General features: G+C 67.4%; 15 protein-coding genes. 10 read left to right on the plus strand and 5 right to left on the minus strand.

Features of this window, described 5'->3' with window-relative positions; genetic code table 11:
• The first annotated feature begins 29 nt into the window (after positions 1-29).
• The 3 genes from ABQF13_RS06325 (at position 30) to ABQF13_RS06335 (ending at position 1,958) form a co-directional block, all read left to right on the plus strand.
• Positions 30-362: a YbaB/EbfC family nucleoid-associated protein gene (locus tag ABQF13_RS06325; RefSeq protein WP_448392038.1), complete on the plus strand. Its 333-nt coding sequence runs from the start codon at positions 30-32 to the stop codon at positions 360-362.
• On the plus strand, positions 363-974 hold the full coding sequence (gene recR / locus ABQF13_RS06330) for a recombination mediator RecR (RefSeq protein WP_448391854.1): 612 nt from the start codon (positions 363-365) through the stop codon (positions 972-974).
• Between the two features lie 117 nt (positions 975-1,091).
• Positions 1,092-1,958, plus strand: a complete 867-nt coding sequence (locus ABQF13_RS06335; RefSeq protein ID WP_448392039.1) for a type IV toxin-antitoxin system AbiEi family antitoxin — start codon at positions 1,092-1,094, stop codon at positions 1,956-1,958.
• Positions 1,959-1,983: 25 nt separating this feature from the next.
• Here ABQF13_RS06335 and ABQF13_RS06340 read toward each other — a convergent pair whose 3' ends face one another.
• Positions 1,984-2,700: a type 1 glutamine amidotransferase gene (locus ABQF13_RS06340; RefSeq protein WP_448391855.1), complete on the minus strand. Its 717-nt coding sequence runs from the start codon at positions 2,698-2,700 to the stop codon at positions 1,984-1,986.
• Positions 2,693-3,943 carry a Mur ligase family protein gene (locus tag ABQF13_RS06345; RefSeq protein WP_448391856.1) on the minus strand — a complete coding sequence of 417 codons (1,251 nt, stop codon included), beginning with the start codon at positions 3,941-3,943 and terminating at the stop codon, positions 2,693-2,695. Before ABQF13_RS06345 ends, ABQF13_RS06340 begins: the two co-directional genes overlap by 8 nt.
• A 99-nt stretch (positions 3,944-4,042) precedes the next feature.
• Here ABQF13_RS06345 and ABQF13_RS06350 point away from each other — a divergent pair, with 99 nt between their 5' ends.
• Positions 4,043-5,032: a DEDDh family exonuclease gene (locus ABQF13_RS06350; RefSeq protein ID WP_448391857.1), complete on the plus strand. Its 990-nt coding sequence runs from the start codon at positions 4,043-4,045 to the stop codon at positions 5,030-5,032.
• A 35-nt stretch (positions 5,033-5,067) separates the two neighbouring features.
• On the opposite strand, the gene leuA is transcribed toward ABQF13_RS06350, so the two are convergent.
• Positions 5,068-6,963 carry a 2-isopropylmalate synthase gene (gene leuA, locus ABQF13_RS06355; RefSeq protein ID WP_448391858.1) on the minus strand — a complete coding sequence of 632 codons (1,896 nt, stop codon included), beginning with the start codon at positions 6,961-6,963 and terminating at the stop codon, positions 5,068-5,070.
• Positions 6,964-7,120: 157 nt separating this feature from the next.
• Between leuA and ABQF13_RS06360 the strand changes: the two genes are divergently transcribed.
• The 4 genes from ABQF13_RS06360 (at position 7,121) to ABQF13_RS06375 (ending at position 11,178) form a co-directional block, all read left to right on the plus strand.
• Positions 7,121-7,576 (plus strand): hypothetical protein, encoded by a 456-nt coding sequence (locus ABQF13_RS06360; RefSeq protein ID WP_448391859.1) that lies wholly within the window; start codon positions 7,121-7,123, stop codon positions 7,574-7,576.
• Between the two features lie 129 nt (positions 7,577-7,705).
• Entirely contained in the window at positions 7,706-8,971 is a 1,266-nt protein-coding gene (locus ABQF13_RS06365) for an aspartate kinase (RefSeq protein ID WP_448391860.1), read from the plus strand.
• A gap of 32 nt (positions 8,972-9,003) precedes the next feature.
• Positions 9,004-10,044 carry an aspartate-semialdehyde dehydrogenase gene (locus tag ABQF13_RS06370; protein ID WP_448391861.1) on the plus strand — a complete coding sequence of 347 codons (1,041 nt, stop codon included), beginning with the start codon at positions 9,004-9,006 and terminating at the stop codon, positions 10,042-10,044.
• 45 nt (positions 10,045-10,089) lie between these two features.
• Complete coding sequence (locus tag ABQF13_RS06375; RefSeq protein ID WP_448392040.1) at positions 10,090-11,178, plus strand: DUF4185 domain-containing protein; 1,089 nt, start codon at positions 10,090-10,092, stop codon at positions 11,176-11,178.
• A gap of 20 nt (positions 11,179-11,198) precedes the next feature.
• Here the strand turns inward: ABQF13_RS06375 and ABQF13_RS06380 are convergent, their stop codons facing one another.
• Complete coding sequence (locus tag ABQF13_RS06380) at positions 11,199-11,915, minus strand: polyamine aminopropyltransferase (protein WP_448391862.1); 717 nt, start codon at positions 11,913-11,915, stop codon at positions 11,199-11,201.
• A gap of 30 nt (positions 11,916-11,945) precedes the next feature.
• The gene (locus tag ABQF13_RS06385; RefSeq protein WP_448391863.1) at positions 11,946-13,166 is read right to left on the minus strand and encodes an oxygenase MpaB family protein; all 1,221 of its coding nucleotides are present in this window, start codon (positions 13,164-13,166) and stop codon (positions 11,946-11,948) included.
• A gap of 138 nt (positions 13,167-13,304) precedes the next feature.
• Between ABQF13_RS06385 and ABQF13_RS06390 the strand changes: the two genes are divergently transcribed.
• Positions 13,305-13,676, plus strand: coding sequence for a hypothetical protein (locus tag ABQF13_RS06390; protein WP_448391864.1), 372 nt, complete (start codon positions 13,305-13,307; stop codon positions 13,674-13,676).
• 144 nt (positions 13,677-13,820) lie between these two features.
• Entirely contained in the window at positions 13,821-15,281 is a 1,461-nt protein-coding gene (locus ABQF13_RS06395) for a catalase (RefSeq protein WP_448391865.1), read from the plus strand.
• The last annotated feature ends 15 nt before the right edge of the window (positions 15,282-15,296 follow it).

Below are 15,296 nucleotides of genomic sequence, written 5' to 3' on the forward strand. Positions count from 1 at the left end.
GCAAGGGGACCGTCATGCAACCCGGAGGCATGCAGCCCGGAGGCCAGCCCGATATGTCGGCGCTCCTCGCCCAGGCACAGCAGGTGCAGCAGCAGTTGATGGAGGCGCAGGAGGCGCTGGCCAACTCGCAGGTGCACGGTCAGGCCGGCGGCGGGCTGGTGCAGGTCACCATGAAGGGCAGCGGCGAGGTGGTCGCGGTGTCGATCGACCCGAAGGTGATCGACCCGAACGACGCCGAGACGCTGCAGGACCTCATCGTCGGCGCCATCGCCGACGCGGCCAAGCAGGTCACCATCCTGGCGCACGACCGGCTCGGGCCGCTCGCGGGCGGGATGGGCGACCTGGGTCTGCCGGGAATGTAATTGTTCGAGGGCCCGGTCCAAGACCTGATCGACGAGCTCGGCAAGCTGCCCGGCATCGGGCCGAAGAGCGCGCAGCGGATCGCGTTTCACTTGCTGTCGGTCGAGCCGCCCGACATCGACCGGTTGACCGCGGTGCTGTCGAAGGTGCGCGACGGCGTCAAACACTGCGCGGTGTGTGGCAACGTATCCGACGACGACCGCTGCCGCATCTGCTCGGATGCCCGCCGCGACGGGTCGGTGGTGTGCGTGGTCGAGGAACCCAAGGACGTGCAGGCCGTCGAACGCACCCGCGAGTTCCGAGGCCGCTACCACGTGCTCGGAGGTGCGCTGGATCCGTTGTCGGGCGTCGGACCGGATCAACTGCGGATTCGCGAGCTGCTCAACAGGATTGGTGAACGCGTCGACGGCGTCGACATCACCGAGGTGATCATCGCGACCGACCCGAACACCGAGGGGGAGGCCACCGCGACGTATCTGGTGCGGATGCTGCGCGACATTCCGGGGTTGACCGTGACCCGGATCGCGTCGGGCTTACCGATGGGCGGTGATCTGGAGTTCGCCGACGAATTGACGCTGGGCCGGGCGCTGGCGGGCCGCCGCGCGCTGGCGTAGCGCGGCGAGTTTCCGCGGGTTTTCCGCGAAACGTACGTTAGCGCGGCCGCCTCTCGCACTTTTCCTCGTTAACGTACATCTCGCGAAGGTGTCGGTGCGCGGGTGCAGTATTCGCGCATGGGGGACGTCTTTCTGGGCAGCGAAGCCCTCGCCGAAGGCAAGCTCACCGAGCACCAACTGCGTCGGTGGTATCGGACCGTCTTCCGCGATGTGTACATCTCAAAGGACTCCGAGCTCTCGCTGCGAGATCGGATCAGGGGCGCGTGGCTGCGATCGCATCGTAACGGCGTCATCTCCGGCGTCGCAGCCTCGGCTCTGCACGGTGCTTCCTGGGTGGACGTGGATACGCCGATCGAGCTGATATCGCCACGTCTACGCCCCCAGCAGGGACTCGTGGTGCGCAACGAGACGGTGGCGCCTGATGAAATCACCAAAATCGCGGGGTTACCTGTGACAACACCTGCGCGAACGGCATTCGACCTAGGCCGATATCTCCCCAGAAGTCAGGCGGTCGCCAGACTCGACGCGCTGACACGGGCCGCACCATATTCAACCGAGGACGTAGCACTACTTGCCAAACGCTATTGCGGTGCGCGCGGCCTCAAAGCGTTGCGTATCGCGCTACCGCTTGTGGATGGCGGGGCGGCCTCGCCTAGGGAAACCTGGCTCCGGCTGTTGTACATCGATGCGGGATTGCCCAAGCCCGCCACGCAGATTCCGATTGTCGGTGCGAATGCCCGAGTCATCCGCTGGGCGGACATGGGTTGGGACGACTACATGGTGGTGTCCGAGTACGACGGGGATCAGCATCGCGCTCGCCGGCAATATGCGAAAGACATTCGCGCTTTGCGGCAAGCGAGGAGTCTCGGCTGGATCGTCGATCAGGTGATCAAGGAGGACCGCGACGCCGAGATCATCAAGCGGGCCTGGGATGCGATGGTTTCCCGCGGTTGGCGGCCGACGACGCCGCCTCGATATCCGTGACTGCGGCCTCGCGGGCGCACCGCACCTAGGCCCGGCGGGGGGCGACCAGCCGCTCGCGGCGCAACTGCTCGACCTCGGGCAGCTCCAAGGGCGCCAGCTCGCCGACGACCCGAGACAACAGGTGATCGGCCAACTGCGGGTTGCGCGCCAGACACGGCCCGTGCAGGTAGGTGGCGACGACGCTGCCCTGCACCGCACCGTCGATGCCGTCGCCGTCCCGGTTGCCCGCCCCGCTGACCACCCGGCCGAGGGGCCGAGCCATAGCACCCAAAACCGTTCCCCCGCGGTGGTTCTCGAAACCGGTGAGCCGCTCAGTGAGCCCTTCCAGCAACGGCTGCGACACCACCTCACCGATCGAGCGGTCATCCTGCGGCGCCGTCGTCGCATCCAGGAGGCCGACCCCCTCGACCCGTTCGCCCGACGATGTCTCATACCAATGCCCCAGCACCTGGATCGCCGCGCAGATCGCCAGCACCGGGGCGCCGCGCGAAACAGCTCGCTGCAGACCCGGATAGCGCAGCAAGTGTGTGGTGGCCAGCCGCTGCGCGTAATCCTCCGCTCCGCCCAACGTGTACAGGTCCAGCTCGGCGGGCACCGGATCCGCTAGCGTGATCTCGATGATCTCGGCGTCATACCCGCGAAGCCGCAACCGCTCCCGCAGCACCACCGCATTGCCGCCGTCGCCGTAGGTGCCCATCACGTCGGGCAGCACCAACCCGATCCGCACCCTCGACTCAGCCACGGCGCTCCAATACCCGGTTCAGTTGCAGAAACGCGGTGTAGTTCGCGATCACCTCGACGTGCCCCGGCGGACACGACGCGATCGCAGCGACGGTGTCGTGCACCAGCGTGTGCTCGACGCCCGCATACCCGAGCCGCACCGCGAGATCGGTGCCGCGCTCACCGGCCGCCACCACCTTCGTATCGCCGAAGTGCTCGAAGCGCACATCCCACAGCCACGACAGATCCTCGCCGTCGGGCACCTGCCCGTTGACCGAGATCACCACGCCCGCACCGTGTTTATCGACCATCGACAGCGCCTCCTGCCACCCCGCGGGGTTCTTAGCCAACAGCATGCGCACGGTGTGCTCACCGAGCCGCACCGTGCGGTAGCGCCCGGCGACCTCGTCGACCGCCGACACCGCCGCCACCGCCGCAGCAGGATCGGCGCCCATGGTCACCGCCGCCGCCACCGCCTGGGTGGCGTTGCCGCGGTTCACCGCTCCGGGCAGCGCCAACGTCATCGGCAAGGTAAACCCGTCCGGTCCATAGATATTCGTCTCGTCGAACCACCAGTGCGGGCGGGGACGTTTGAAATCCGTTCCGGTGGAACGCCACTGCGCACCATCGCGCACGATGATCTCGCCGGAGCGCGGGCAGCTCACCGAATCGTTGGCCCATCCGCCGCCGGCGGCCACCCACACCACGTGCGGGCTGTCATAGGCCGCCGACGTCATCAGCACGTCGTCGCAGTTGGCCACCACCACCGCCGCGGGATGCCGGGCCAGCCCGGCCCGCAGCGTGCGCTCGATGTGGTTGATCTCGCCGACGCGGTCCAGCTGGTCGCGTGACAGGTTCAGCAGCACGATCACCTCCGGATCGACGGCATCGGCCACGTGCGGCACGTGCATCTCGTCGACCTCCAACGCGGCCAGCGGCGCGTCACGGGCCCCGGCGAGTGCGGCCACCAGCCCGGCGTCCATGTTGGCGCCGGTGTCGTTGGTCGCGACGGTTTCAGCGGCACCGGGTGCCGCGCCGATCGTGCGCAGCGCCGCGGCGGTCATCCGGGTGGTCGTCGACTTGCCGTTGGTCCCGGTCACCACCACGGTGCGACGGCCCCGCCCCAGCTGCCGCAGCAGCGACTTGTCCAGCGTCAACGCCACCAGGCCGCCGATCATCGCGCCGGCGCCGCGTCCGGTGACCCGCGACGCCCAGCGCGCCGCGGAACCGGCCGCCAGCGCGCCGCGCCCTCGTATGGTGACCATTCCCGGAAGTCTATGAGGGCGCCGAAACCGCGGCCGACACGCTGCACCGCCGACCGGCGAGGTCCCTGGTTTGTCGGACTACCGTGCCATCCTCAAACTGTGAGCCACTTGTGGGGCCGACCGGCACACGAGGCCGGCGCCGGCTGGGCGGTCGTCGACGTGGAAACCACCGGTTTCCGCCCCGGCCAGGCTCGCATCGTCAGCATCGCCGCGCTTGCCCTCGGCGACGACGGCAACGTCGAACAGAGCCTGTACAGCCTGCTCAATCCCGGCGTCGACCCGGGCCCCACCCACGTGCACGGGCTGACCGCCGAGATGCTGGAGGGCCAGCCGTGTTTCGGCGACGTCGTCGGGCCGCTGATCGAACTGCTCGACGGTCGCACCCTGGTCGCCCACAACGTCGGTTTCGACTACTCGTTTCTGGCCGCCGAAGCCGAGCTGGTGAACGAGGAGCTGCCCACCGACACGGTGATGTGCACCGTGGAGCTGGCCCGCCGCCTCAGTCTGGGCACCGAGAACCTGCGGCTGGAGACGCTGGCCGCGCACTGGGGCGTCACACAGATGAAGCCGCACGACGCCCTCGACGATGCGCTGGTGCTCGCCCAGATCCTCAAACCCGTGCTGGTGCGCGCACGCGAACGCAAGGTGTGGCTGCCGGTGCATCCGGTGACGCGGCGACGCTGGCCCAACGGCCTGGTCACCCACGACGAGGTCCGCCCGCTGAAGATGTTGGCGTCGCGGATGCCGTGCCCGTACCTGAACCCCGGCCGCCACATCGACGGCAGGCCCCTGGTGCAGGGCATGCGCGTCGCGTTGTCGGCCGAGGTCGACCACACCCACGAAGAGCTGGTCGAACGGATCCTGCACACCGGGCTGGCCTACACCGACACCGTCGACATGTTGACGTCGCTGATCATCTGCAACGAGCCCGAACCTCAGCAGGGCAAGGGCTATCAGGCCAAGACGCTCGGGGTGCCGCTGGTCAACGACGCCGACTTCCTGGCCCGCCTCGACGACGTCGTCACCGGCACCGGTATCGAGGAGTTCACCGACACCCGAGCCGCCGGCGAGCAGTTCGCGCTGTTCTGACCCGAAGCGCTACCGGGGTCGGTTGCGTGTGGGCTTCAGCTCGGCTGAGGGCGTGCGGCCCGGTTCACCGCCGACACCACCGCGCGCAGTGACGCGGTCGTGATCGACGTCGCGATACCGACGCCCCACACTGTGCGGCCGTTGATCGACGCCTCGACATACGCGGCGGCCTTGGCCTCCTCGCCCGACGACATGGCGTGCTCGGAGTAGTCCAGCACGTTGACGTTGATGTCGATCGCGCCGAGCGCGTCGACGAACGCCGCGAGCGGACCGTTTCCCGCGCCGACGATCTCGTGCTCCACACCATCGACGGCAACGACCGCCTCCACGGTGTCGGTGCCACCGTCGACCTCGGCGGCGGTCACCTTCTGCCGGATCCGTTCCAGCGGACGCACCGGCGCCAGGTACTCGTCGTAGAAGACGTCCCACATCTCCTTGGGCGACACCTCGCCGCCCTCGCCGTCGGTGATCGCCTGGATCGCCTGGGAGAACTCGATCTGCAGCCGCCGCGGCAGCGCCAGGCCGTGGTCGGCCTTCATGATGTAGGCCACACCGCCCTTGCCCGACTGCGAGTTCACCCGGATGACGGCCTCGTAGGTGCGGCCCACGTCGCGCGGATCGATCGGCAGATAGGGCACCTGCCACAGGATGTCGTCGACGTCGGAATCCGCTTCGTCGGCAGCGACTTTCATCGCGTCCAGGCCCTTGTTGATGGCGTCCTGATGGCTGCCGGAGAACGCGGTGTACACCAGATCGCCGCCGTAGGGGTGGCGTTCGGGCACCGGCAGCTGGTTGCAGTACTCGACGGTGCGGCGGATCTCGTCGATGTTGGAGAAGTCGATCTGCGGGTCGACGCCGCGGGAGAACAGGTTCATGCCCAGCGTGACGATGCACACGTTGCCGGTGCGCTCGCCGTTGCCGAACAGGCAGCCCTCGATCCGGTCCGCGCCGGCCGCGTAGCCCAATTCCGCTGCGGCGACGGCGGTTCCGCGGTCGTTGTGCGGGTGCAGCGACAGCACGATGCTGTCGCGGCGGTTCAGGTTGCGGCTCATCCACTCGATCGAGTCGGCGTAGACGTTGGGGGTGGCCATCTCCACGGTGGCGGGCAGGTTGATGATCAGCGGCCACTCCGGTGTGGGGGCGATGATGTCGCTGACCGCGTCGCAGACCTCTTTGGCGTACACCAGCTCGGTGCCGGTGTAGGACTCCGGGGAGTACTCGAACCGCCACTGGGTGCCGGGGTATTTCTTGGCTTCCTCGACACACTTACGCGCCCCATCGACGGCGATGGCCTTGACTTGCTCGCGATCGCCCTTGAACACCACGCGGCGCTGCAGGATCGACGTCGAGTTGTAGAAGTGCACGATCGCCCGCGGCGCGCCCTCGCACGCCTGGAAGGTCCGCTCGATGAGCTCCGGGCGGCACTGCGTGAGCACCTGGATGGTGACGTCGTCGGGGATCGCGCCCTGCTCGATGATCTCGCGGACGAAGTCGTAGTCGGTCTGGCTGGCCGACGGGAAACCGACCTCGATCTCCTTGTAACCCATCCGCACCAGCAGGTCGAACATGCGGCGTTTGCGGGCCGGGCTCATCGGATCGATCAGCGCCTGGTTGCCGTCGCGCAGGTCCACCGCACACCACATCGGTGAGGTGTCGATGATCCGGTCGGGCCAGGTGCGGTCAAACGGGATCTGGGCGGTACCTGACGCCGGGTTCCCGCCCGGCACCTCGTCAGTGAAGCTGCGGTAGCGGTGCACCGGCATCGCCGACCCGCGCTGGGTGTTCCAGGCGGGCTGCTTGGGGTGGGGTGCGCCGGCGGGTGTGGTGATGGTGCGCACGGACGCGAAGGCGTCAGGGGAATCGGGGGAAGATTTCGAGAAAGTGGTCACGATGGTTGCTCCGGGAGTTTGGACGGGACTCGACCGGCGCATCGTCGAACACCCGCGACGGGAAGCCGGTCTGGATCAGACCCCGTCGCGGCTGCCGAGAAGGAGCACCCGCTGCACCCGGCCACTCTAGCAAGCCCGCCGGTGCTGAGAAAACCCCTGGTGATGCAGGCGCGCAACGCCGATCGTTAGAGTTCAGGCGGTGAAGGTCGATCGGCGGTGGTGGGTGGCCATCGGGGTGGTGATTCTGGTCGTGGCGGCCCTTGTCTACAGCATGTTCAACCGCCCGCCCGAGGAGTGCGACGCGGTGCGGGAGTTGTTGGAGTACAACCAGTCTCAGGCCGCGCTGATCGAGTCGAAATCCGGTGAGGGTGACGGCTTGCCCACCATGGCCGAAGAGACCGCGTACCGGGCCTGGGCCGACGGGTTGTCCGAACGTGCGCAGAAGGTCAGCCGTAGCGCACCGGATCTGGAGTGGACCAGCTCACAGTTGGCGAACCTCGCCGACGAGTTCGTCCGCAAGATGTCCACCGTGCGCGCTGAAACCGAAGCGCGCGCCCCCGGCGCCCCGCCGCCGCCGACGTTTTACGAGATGGCCGCCATCAACGCCCAGATCAGCCAGAAGCTCGCCCATCTCTCGGAGGCCTGTCCCGGGTAACGCCGCAGGGGACCTCAGCGCCGCGTCGGACCTGCGGCTAGAGCCGGCGCCGCTACCGGCGGGTAAAACCGGATGCGACCAACCTCTATCCTTGATGAGGACCTCCCCGAAATGCGAAAGGCTTGTTCAGTGGCGCTCGTCGTACAGAAATACGGCGGATCCTCGTTGTCGGACGCCGAGCGGATCCGTCGCGTCGCCGAGCGCATCGTGGAGACCAGGAAGGCCGGCAACGACGTGGTCGTCGTGTGCTCTGCGATGGGCGACACCACCGATGACCTGCTGGATTTGGCCAGGCAGGTGTGTCCGGCGCCGCCGGCGCGCGAGATGGACATGCTGCTTACCGCGGGGGAGCGGATCTCCAACGCGCTGGTCGCGATGGCCATCGACTCGCTGGGCGCCCAGGCGCGCTCGTTCACCGGATCGCAGGCCGGCGTGATCACCACCAGCGTCCACGGCAAGGCCAAGATCATCGAGGTCACGCCGGGCCGGCTGCGCGATGCGCTCGACGAGGGCTACATCGTGCTGGTCGCCGGGTTTCAGGGCGTCAGCCAGGACAGCAAGGACGTCACCACGCTGGGCCGCGGCGGCTCGGACACCACCGCCGTCGCGCTGGCCGCGGCGCTGAACGCCGACGTGTGCGAGATCTACAGCGACGTCGACGGCATCTTCACCGCCGACCCGCGCATCGTGTCCAACGCGCGCCACCTCGACCAGGTCAGCTTCGAGGAGATGCTGGAGATGGCGGCGTGCGGGGCCAAGGTGCTGATGCTGCGCTGCGTGGAATACGCCCGCCGCTACAACGTTCCCATCCACGTCCGCTCGTCGTACTCGGACAAACCCGGCACCCTGGTGACCGGATCGATAGAGGACATACCCATGGAAGACGCCATCCTGACCGGAGTCGCCCACGACCGTAGCGAAGCCAAGGTGACCGTGGTCGGCATCCCCGACGTGCCCGGCTACGCCGCCAAGGTGTTCCGCGCCGTCGCCGACGCCGACATCAACATCGACATGGTGCTGCAGAACATTTCCAAGGTCGAGGACGGCAAGACGGACATCACCTTCACCTGCCCCCGCGACAATGGGCCCGCCGCGGTGGAGACGTTGTCTGCACTGCAGAAGGAGATCGGCTTCACCAAGGTGCTCTACGACGACCACATCGGCAAGGTGTCGCTGGTCGGGGCGGGGATGAAGAGCCATCCGGGCGTCACCGCGAAGTTCTGCGAGACGCTCGCCGAGGTCGGCGTGAACATCGACCTGATCTCCACCTCCGAGATCCGCATCTCGGTGCTGATCAAGGACACCGAACTCGACAAGGCGGTGGCGGCCCTGCACGAGGCGTTCGGGCTGGGCGGCGAGGAGCAGGCCATGGTCTACGCGGGAACGGGCCGGTAACCGTGGGGCGAGCGCAGCGACGGGAGAGATAGATGGTCGCGATCGGTGTAGTCGGTGCTACGGGCCAGGTCGGCCAGGTCATGCGCAACCTGCTCGAGCAGCGCGATTTCCCCGCCTCCAGCGTGCGGTTCTTCGCGTCGGCGCGTTCCCAGGGTAAGAAGCTGCCGTTCCGCGGCCAGGAGATCGAGGTCGAGGACGCCGCGACCGCCGACCCCTCCGGGCTGGACATCGCACTGTTCTCCGCGGGCGGGGCGATGTCGAAAGTACAGGCGCCGCGGTTCGCGGAGGCCGGCGCCATCGTCGTCGACAACTCCTCGGCGTGGCGCAAGGACCCCGACGTGCCGCTGGTGGTCAGCGAGGTCAACTTCGAACGCGACGTGCGGGGCGTGAAGCTGGCGAAGAACATCATCGCCAACCCGAACTGCACCACGATGGCCGCGATGCCGGTGCTCAAGCCGTTGCACGACGAAGCCGGGCTGGTGCGCATGATCGCCTCGACGTATCAGGCGGTTTCGGGCAGCGGGCTGGCTGGTGTCGAGGAACTCTACGGTCAGGCGCAGGCGGCCATCTCCGGCAGCCGCGACCTGGTGCACGACGGCGGCGCGGTGGACTTTCCCGCCCCGGACACCTACGTCGCGCCGATCGCGTTCAACGTGGTGCCGCTGGCGGGCTCATACGTCGACGACGGCTCCGGTGAGACCGACGAAGACCAGAAGCTACGCAACGAGAGCCGCAAGATACTCGGCATTCCCGACCTCGCAGTCAGCGGCACCTGCGTGCGGGTGCCGGTCTACACCGGGCACTCGCTGTCGATCAACGCCGAGTTCTCCCAGCCGCTTTCGGTGCAGCGCGCCTCGGAGATCCTGGGTGCGGCGTCGGGGGTGAGGTTGGTCGACGTGCCGACACCGCTGGCCGCCGCGGGTGTCGACGACACGCTGGTGGGGCGCATTCGCCAGGATCCGGGTGTGCCCGACGGGCGCGGGCTTGCGCTGTTCGTCTCGGGTGACAACCTGCGAAAAGGCGCGGCTCTCAACACGATCCAGATCGCCGAGCTGCTGGCCGCCGAGCTGTAGCGCGCCGCCTTGCGTCGAAACTGCATTCCAGCAGGCCTTCTCTCGATCTTTCTCTGCTGGAATACAGTTTCGGCGATCGTCGCCGTCGCGCAACCGGCGCCCATCCCTGACCCGGTGCTGCCGCCGCTGGTACCGGGGCAGGTGATCCGCATCGGAACGGCAGCGGGAACCGGCACGCCGACACAGGATTACGGCATCGGCGCCACCGATCTGTGCGAGTTCATGGAGTTCCCCAGCGGAATCCTGCAGATCTGCGGAGACAGCTTCGCGGGTCAGGGCGTCGGCTACGGCGGTTGGTACTCGCCGATCGCGCTGCACGTCGACACCGAATCCATCAACGACGAGGGCGGCGTGCGCTACGACGGCGTCACGGGCATCGACAAACCGCTGCTGGCCGACCCGACACCGCCGGGAGCATCCCAGCTTCCTGCCGGCGTCGTGTCGATAAACCGCGAGAACTACATGATGGTCACCACCGTGCGTGACCTGGACCCGCAGACCTCCCGGCTGGTGAAAGCTGAACCGGGCCAAGGTAACTGGCAGACGGTACCGGGATCGGAACGGCCCGCCGACTACGCGCAGGGGCGGCAGACCCAGATCAGCGGATACTACGACCCGATCCCCAAACCGGACTCGCCGAGCGGCTTTGTCTACATCGTCGCCAACAACTTCGACCGCAGCGGGCCCGCGGTGCTGTACCGGGCCACCCCGCAGAGTTTCCCCGACCGCGCCAGCTGGCAGGGCTGGTCCTCGACGCTGGGCTGGGGGCATCCGCCGACACCGCTGTGGCCCGACCGCATCGGCGAGATGAGCGTGCGGCAGCTCGACGGCAGGACCGTGCTGTCCTACTTCAATGCCACCACCGGCAACATGGAGGTGCGTGTCGCCAACGATCCGACGCAGCTGGGCGCCGCGCCGGTCACGACGGTCGTCGTCGCCGCCGAATGGCCCGAGCCCGCCGAACATCTCGGGCCGCCGGAGAACAACCGGCTCGCCCAGCCCTACGGCGGCTACATCTCGCCGGGCTCGACGATCGACGAGGTGCGGGTGTTCGTCAGCCAGTGGAACACCGGACCGCGCGGCGGTGCGCCATACCGGGTGATTCAGTTCGCGGTCAACCCGTTCAAGCCGTGAGACAGTCAGCGCGCACAGTGTCAGACCCGGTTCGCGAGGTAGATCGTGGCCGCAGACCGACCTCGGGTGATCGGATTGTCGAACCAAATCTGCTGGGCCGCAACGTCGGTGAAGACCGATTCGAGTACGGAGCCGAAGTCGTCGTCCGGTTCGTCGTCGGACCACATCGCGAACGCCCCACCTGGAGTCAGATGTGCTGATAGGGCTCGCAGGCCGTCGACGGTATAGAACGCGGAGTGCGGATCGTGCAGCACATGCCGCGGCGAGTGGTCGATGTCGAGCAGGATGGCATCGTAGGTCCGGCCGGGATGGTCGGGATCGAATGCGGCCAGATCAGTTGCAGCGGCGAAGAAGTTCACGCACACCAGCGCGACGCGCGGGTCGGCGGCGAGGCCGACCGTATCCGGCAGCAGGTCGCGCTCGTGCCAGTCGATCACCGCATCCGAGTATTCGACGACCGTGAGCGATCGAATCCGTCGATCCGCCAAGGCCTCGAGCGCGGTGTAGCCGAGCCCTAATCCGCCGATGACCACGTCGAGTTCCGTTCCGGACGTGCGCGCCAGCCCCAGCCGCGCCAGCTCACGTTCGGCAACGGTGAACAGGCTCGACATCACGTGCTCGTCGTCGAGTTTGACCTCGTAGACGTCGGCGCGCACCGTCAGATCGAAGCGACGTCGCAGGCTGATGACACCCATCGGCGTCTGCCGCCAACCCAGCTCCTCGAAACGCGCGCTCACCGAGGCGACCCTAGCCCACGGCCGCCCCGATCAGGCGACGCTTCCGACGTGTGAGGCGGACTCGCCGATCGTGGCGTCGGTGTCGCCGATGATCGTGCGCATCAACACCTTCTGCTCACGGTCACCGCGCGCGGCGGCACGGGCGATCCCGTCGGGCCGAACGACGGCGGCCGCGCTGCGGGCCAGGTTCACCGGCAGCCGCAGCACCGGATACCACGGCGGCACCCAGCGCGGCAGACCCAGCGCCGCCATGGTGCGCGGTCCCAGGAAGCTGCTGGTGACCGAAAGATGTTGCGCCCGTGCGATACGACGCCGGATCGCGGGCACGGTGTCGTAGTGCCAGATCAACGGGTCGTCGACCATGGGCATCGCCAACTGCTTGGACGATTCGTCGGGCTCGGCCAGCGCGCCCAGCGTGTGGTACAGCACCCGGATGCTGTCGCGGAAGTCGCGCGGCAGCCACTCGTCCTCGACGCCCATCAGCCAGCCGACGTAGCGAGTCAGGTGCGCGACGGCCGCATAATCCTTGGGCCGCAACACAACTCCCATGCCGGCCACGCCCACGGACGGCGCGACCAGCGCCCCGACGAGCGTCGCCGCCATATCGGTCTGGTTGACCGGCACACCCCATTCGTCGGCGCGCCAATCCGGCATCGCGCCCACATGTTTGCGCACCAACGAATGGATGAACCGCACGCGCAGCGTGGCCTGATAGCCCGAGCCCAGCACCTGCAGGCCGCCTTCGGCGATGACGTCCATCGCCCACTGCATCGTCTCGGCGAACCGCTTGTTGGACCCCTTCTCCAACGCGCCGGTGCGCAGCAGCGTCTTGTTGAAGCCGGAGAACTGATAGCCGCCCAGCAGCGACACGTCACGGGCGATGTACATGCCGTCGGCGCCACCGCGCCGCAACGCCCGCTGACCGCGCTCCAGCATCGTGCGGTCGACCCACGACGGCTCCGTCTCGGCCTCGCGGAAGAACTCGACCAGCGGTTCGGGCGCGTCGGGCACCGCGTCGATGCCCGAGGCGAGCGCGCGGTCGAAGAGCGGGCGCGTCTCTTTCAGGCCCACAGAGGACATCCACGAGACGAGTCGGTCCATCGGCTCGTCGCCGACCGTCAATCGCTCACCGAGCCTGCGCCACTGCTGGGGGGTCGGCGCGCTGATACGCATCGCCTGAGCCATCAGCCGGATGGTCGCGGGTATCGGCCGGGGCCGATCCGGATGACGGGTCGGGATTGGCCTGCTCATCGCCACTTTCCCTTCGGTGCGCATTTTGACAACGTTTATAGTCAAACCGTCCGCCGCGCCGTTGTCAAAAGCCACTCACAGCTGATTCTCAGCCGCAACCACAAGCGGCGCCGAGTATGCAGCGCGATGATCGACGTCATGAGCGAACCAACATCTGAACCGGTCACCACCCCCGTCACGGCGACGACCGAACCCGCGCGGCGCAACCGGCTCACCTCTGCAGCCGCCGTGGTGGGCATCGTCGCCGGCGTGATCTTCATCGTCGCCGTGATCTTTTTCGCCGGCTTCGTCCTCGGCGCGCACTCCGGCGGCCATCACGACGGACACCGGGGCCATCACGGCGACCGCGGCTTCTCGATGTTCCATCGCGGCCCGCCTCCGATGTTCCCGATGGGTCCGAGCGGCGAAGTTGAACGGCCGGCCCCACCGTTCGGCCCCGGCGGTCGGATGACGCCGCCACAATCCCCGGAGCCGCCCTCGCCTGCGCCGACGCCGCCCGCCCGACCCTGACTGCCGCCGCGACCGGCGTTCTCCTCAACCGAGAGTCGACCCGGGACCGACGCCGTCCTGCCACGTTTGGAACCGGTCCACATTGGGGGACTCCGTTACGTGGGCGGCTCAGCCACTTGCCGCCGATCCAAGGAGATGAGCTAGATGACCGAGAACTACACGACCAACGACGCTGGCAACCCTGCCCCGAGTCTCGAGCACTCGCTCACGGTCGGTCCGGACGGCCCGATTCTGCTGCAGGATCACTACCTGATCGAGCAGATGGCCAACTTCAACCGGGAACGCATCCCGGAACGACAACCGCACGCGAAGGGCGGTGGTGCGTTCGGTCAATTCGAGGTGACCCACGACGTCACTGAGTACACCAAGGCCGCGTTCTTGCAACCAGGCTCCAAAACCGAGATGATCGCGCGGTTCTCCACGGTCGCCGGCGAGCGCGGCAGCCCGGACACCTGGCGCGACCCGCGCGGCTTCGCGCTGAAGTTCTACACCGACGACGGCATCTTCGACCTCGTCTGCAACAACACCCCGGTGTTCTTCATGCGTGACCCGATGAAGTTCCAGCACTTCATCCGTAGCCAGAAGCGGTTGCAGGCCAACAATCTGCGCGACCACAACATGCAGTGGGACTTCTGGTCGCTCTCACCGGAAAGCGCCCACCAGGTCACCTGGTTGATGGGCGATCGCGGGATCCCGAAGACCTGGCGGCACATGAACGGCTACTCCAGCCACACCTACAGCTGGCTCAACGACGCCGGCGAGTTGTTCTGGGTGAAGTACCACTTCAAGACCGACCAGGGCATCGATTTCCTCACCCAGGAGGACGCCGACCGCCTTGCCGGCGAAGACAGCGACTACCACCAGCGCGACCTGTTCACCTCGATCGAGGACGGCAACTTCCCGAGTTGGACGTTGCACGTGCAGATCATGCCGTTCGAGGAGGCCAAGACCTACCGGTTCAACCCGTTCGATCTGACCAAGGTGTGGCCGCACGGCGACTACCCGCTGCACGAGGTCGGCAAGATGACGCTGAACCGCAACGTCACCGACTTCCACACGGAGATGGAGCAGCTGGCGTTCGAGCCGAACAACCTGGTACCGGGAACCGGGCTCAGCCCCGACAAGATGCTGCTGGCCCGCGGGTTCTCCTACGCCGACGCGCACCGCGCCCGCCTCGGGGTGAACTACAAGCAGATACCGGTCAACGAGCCCAAGAACGAGGTGCGCGCGTACTCCAAGGACGGCGCCATGCGCATCCGCAACGTGCCCGACCCGGTGTACGCACCGAACTCGATGGGCGGTCCGGCCGCCGACGCGAAGCGTGCCGCCGAGGCGCACTGGGCGTCCGACGGCGACATGGTGCGCATGGCCTACACCATGCGGCCCGACGATGACGACTGGGGTCAGCCCGGGACGCTGGTGCGCGAGGTGCTCGACGACGAAGCCCGGGAACGTTTGGCGCACAACATCATCGGCCATGTGTCCGATGGCGTTCGCGAGCCGGTGCTCTCGCGTGTCTTCGAGTACTGGCGCAACGTCGACCCCGACTTGGGCAAGAAGGTCGAAGAGGGCGTGCGGGCCAAACAGAACGGAGCCGGCGGCTAGCGATCGAGGGGCGTC

The organism is Mycolicibacterium sp. XJ879, assembly GCF_053483935.1.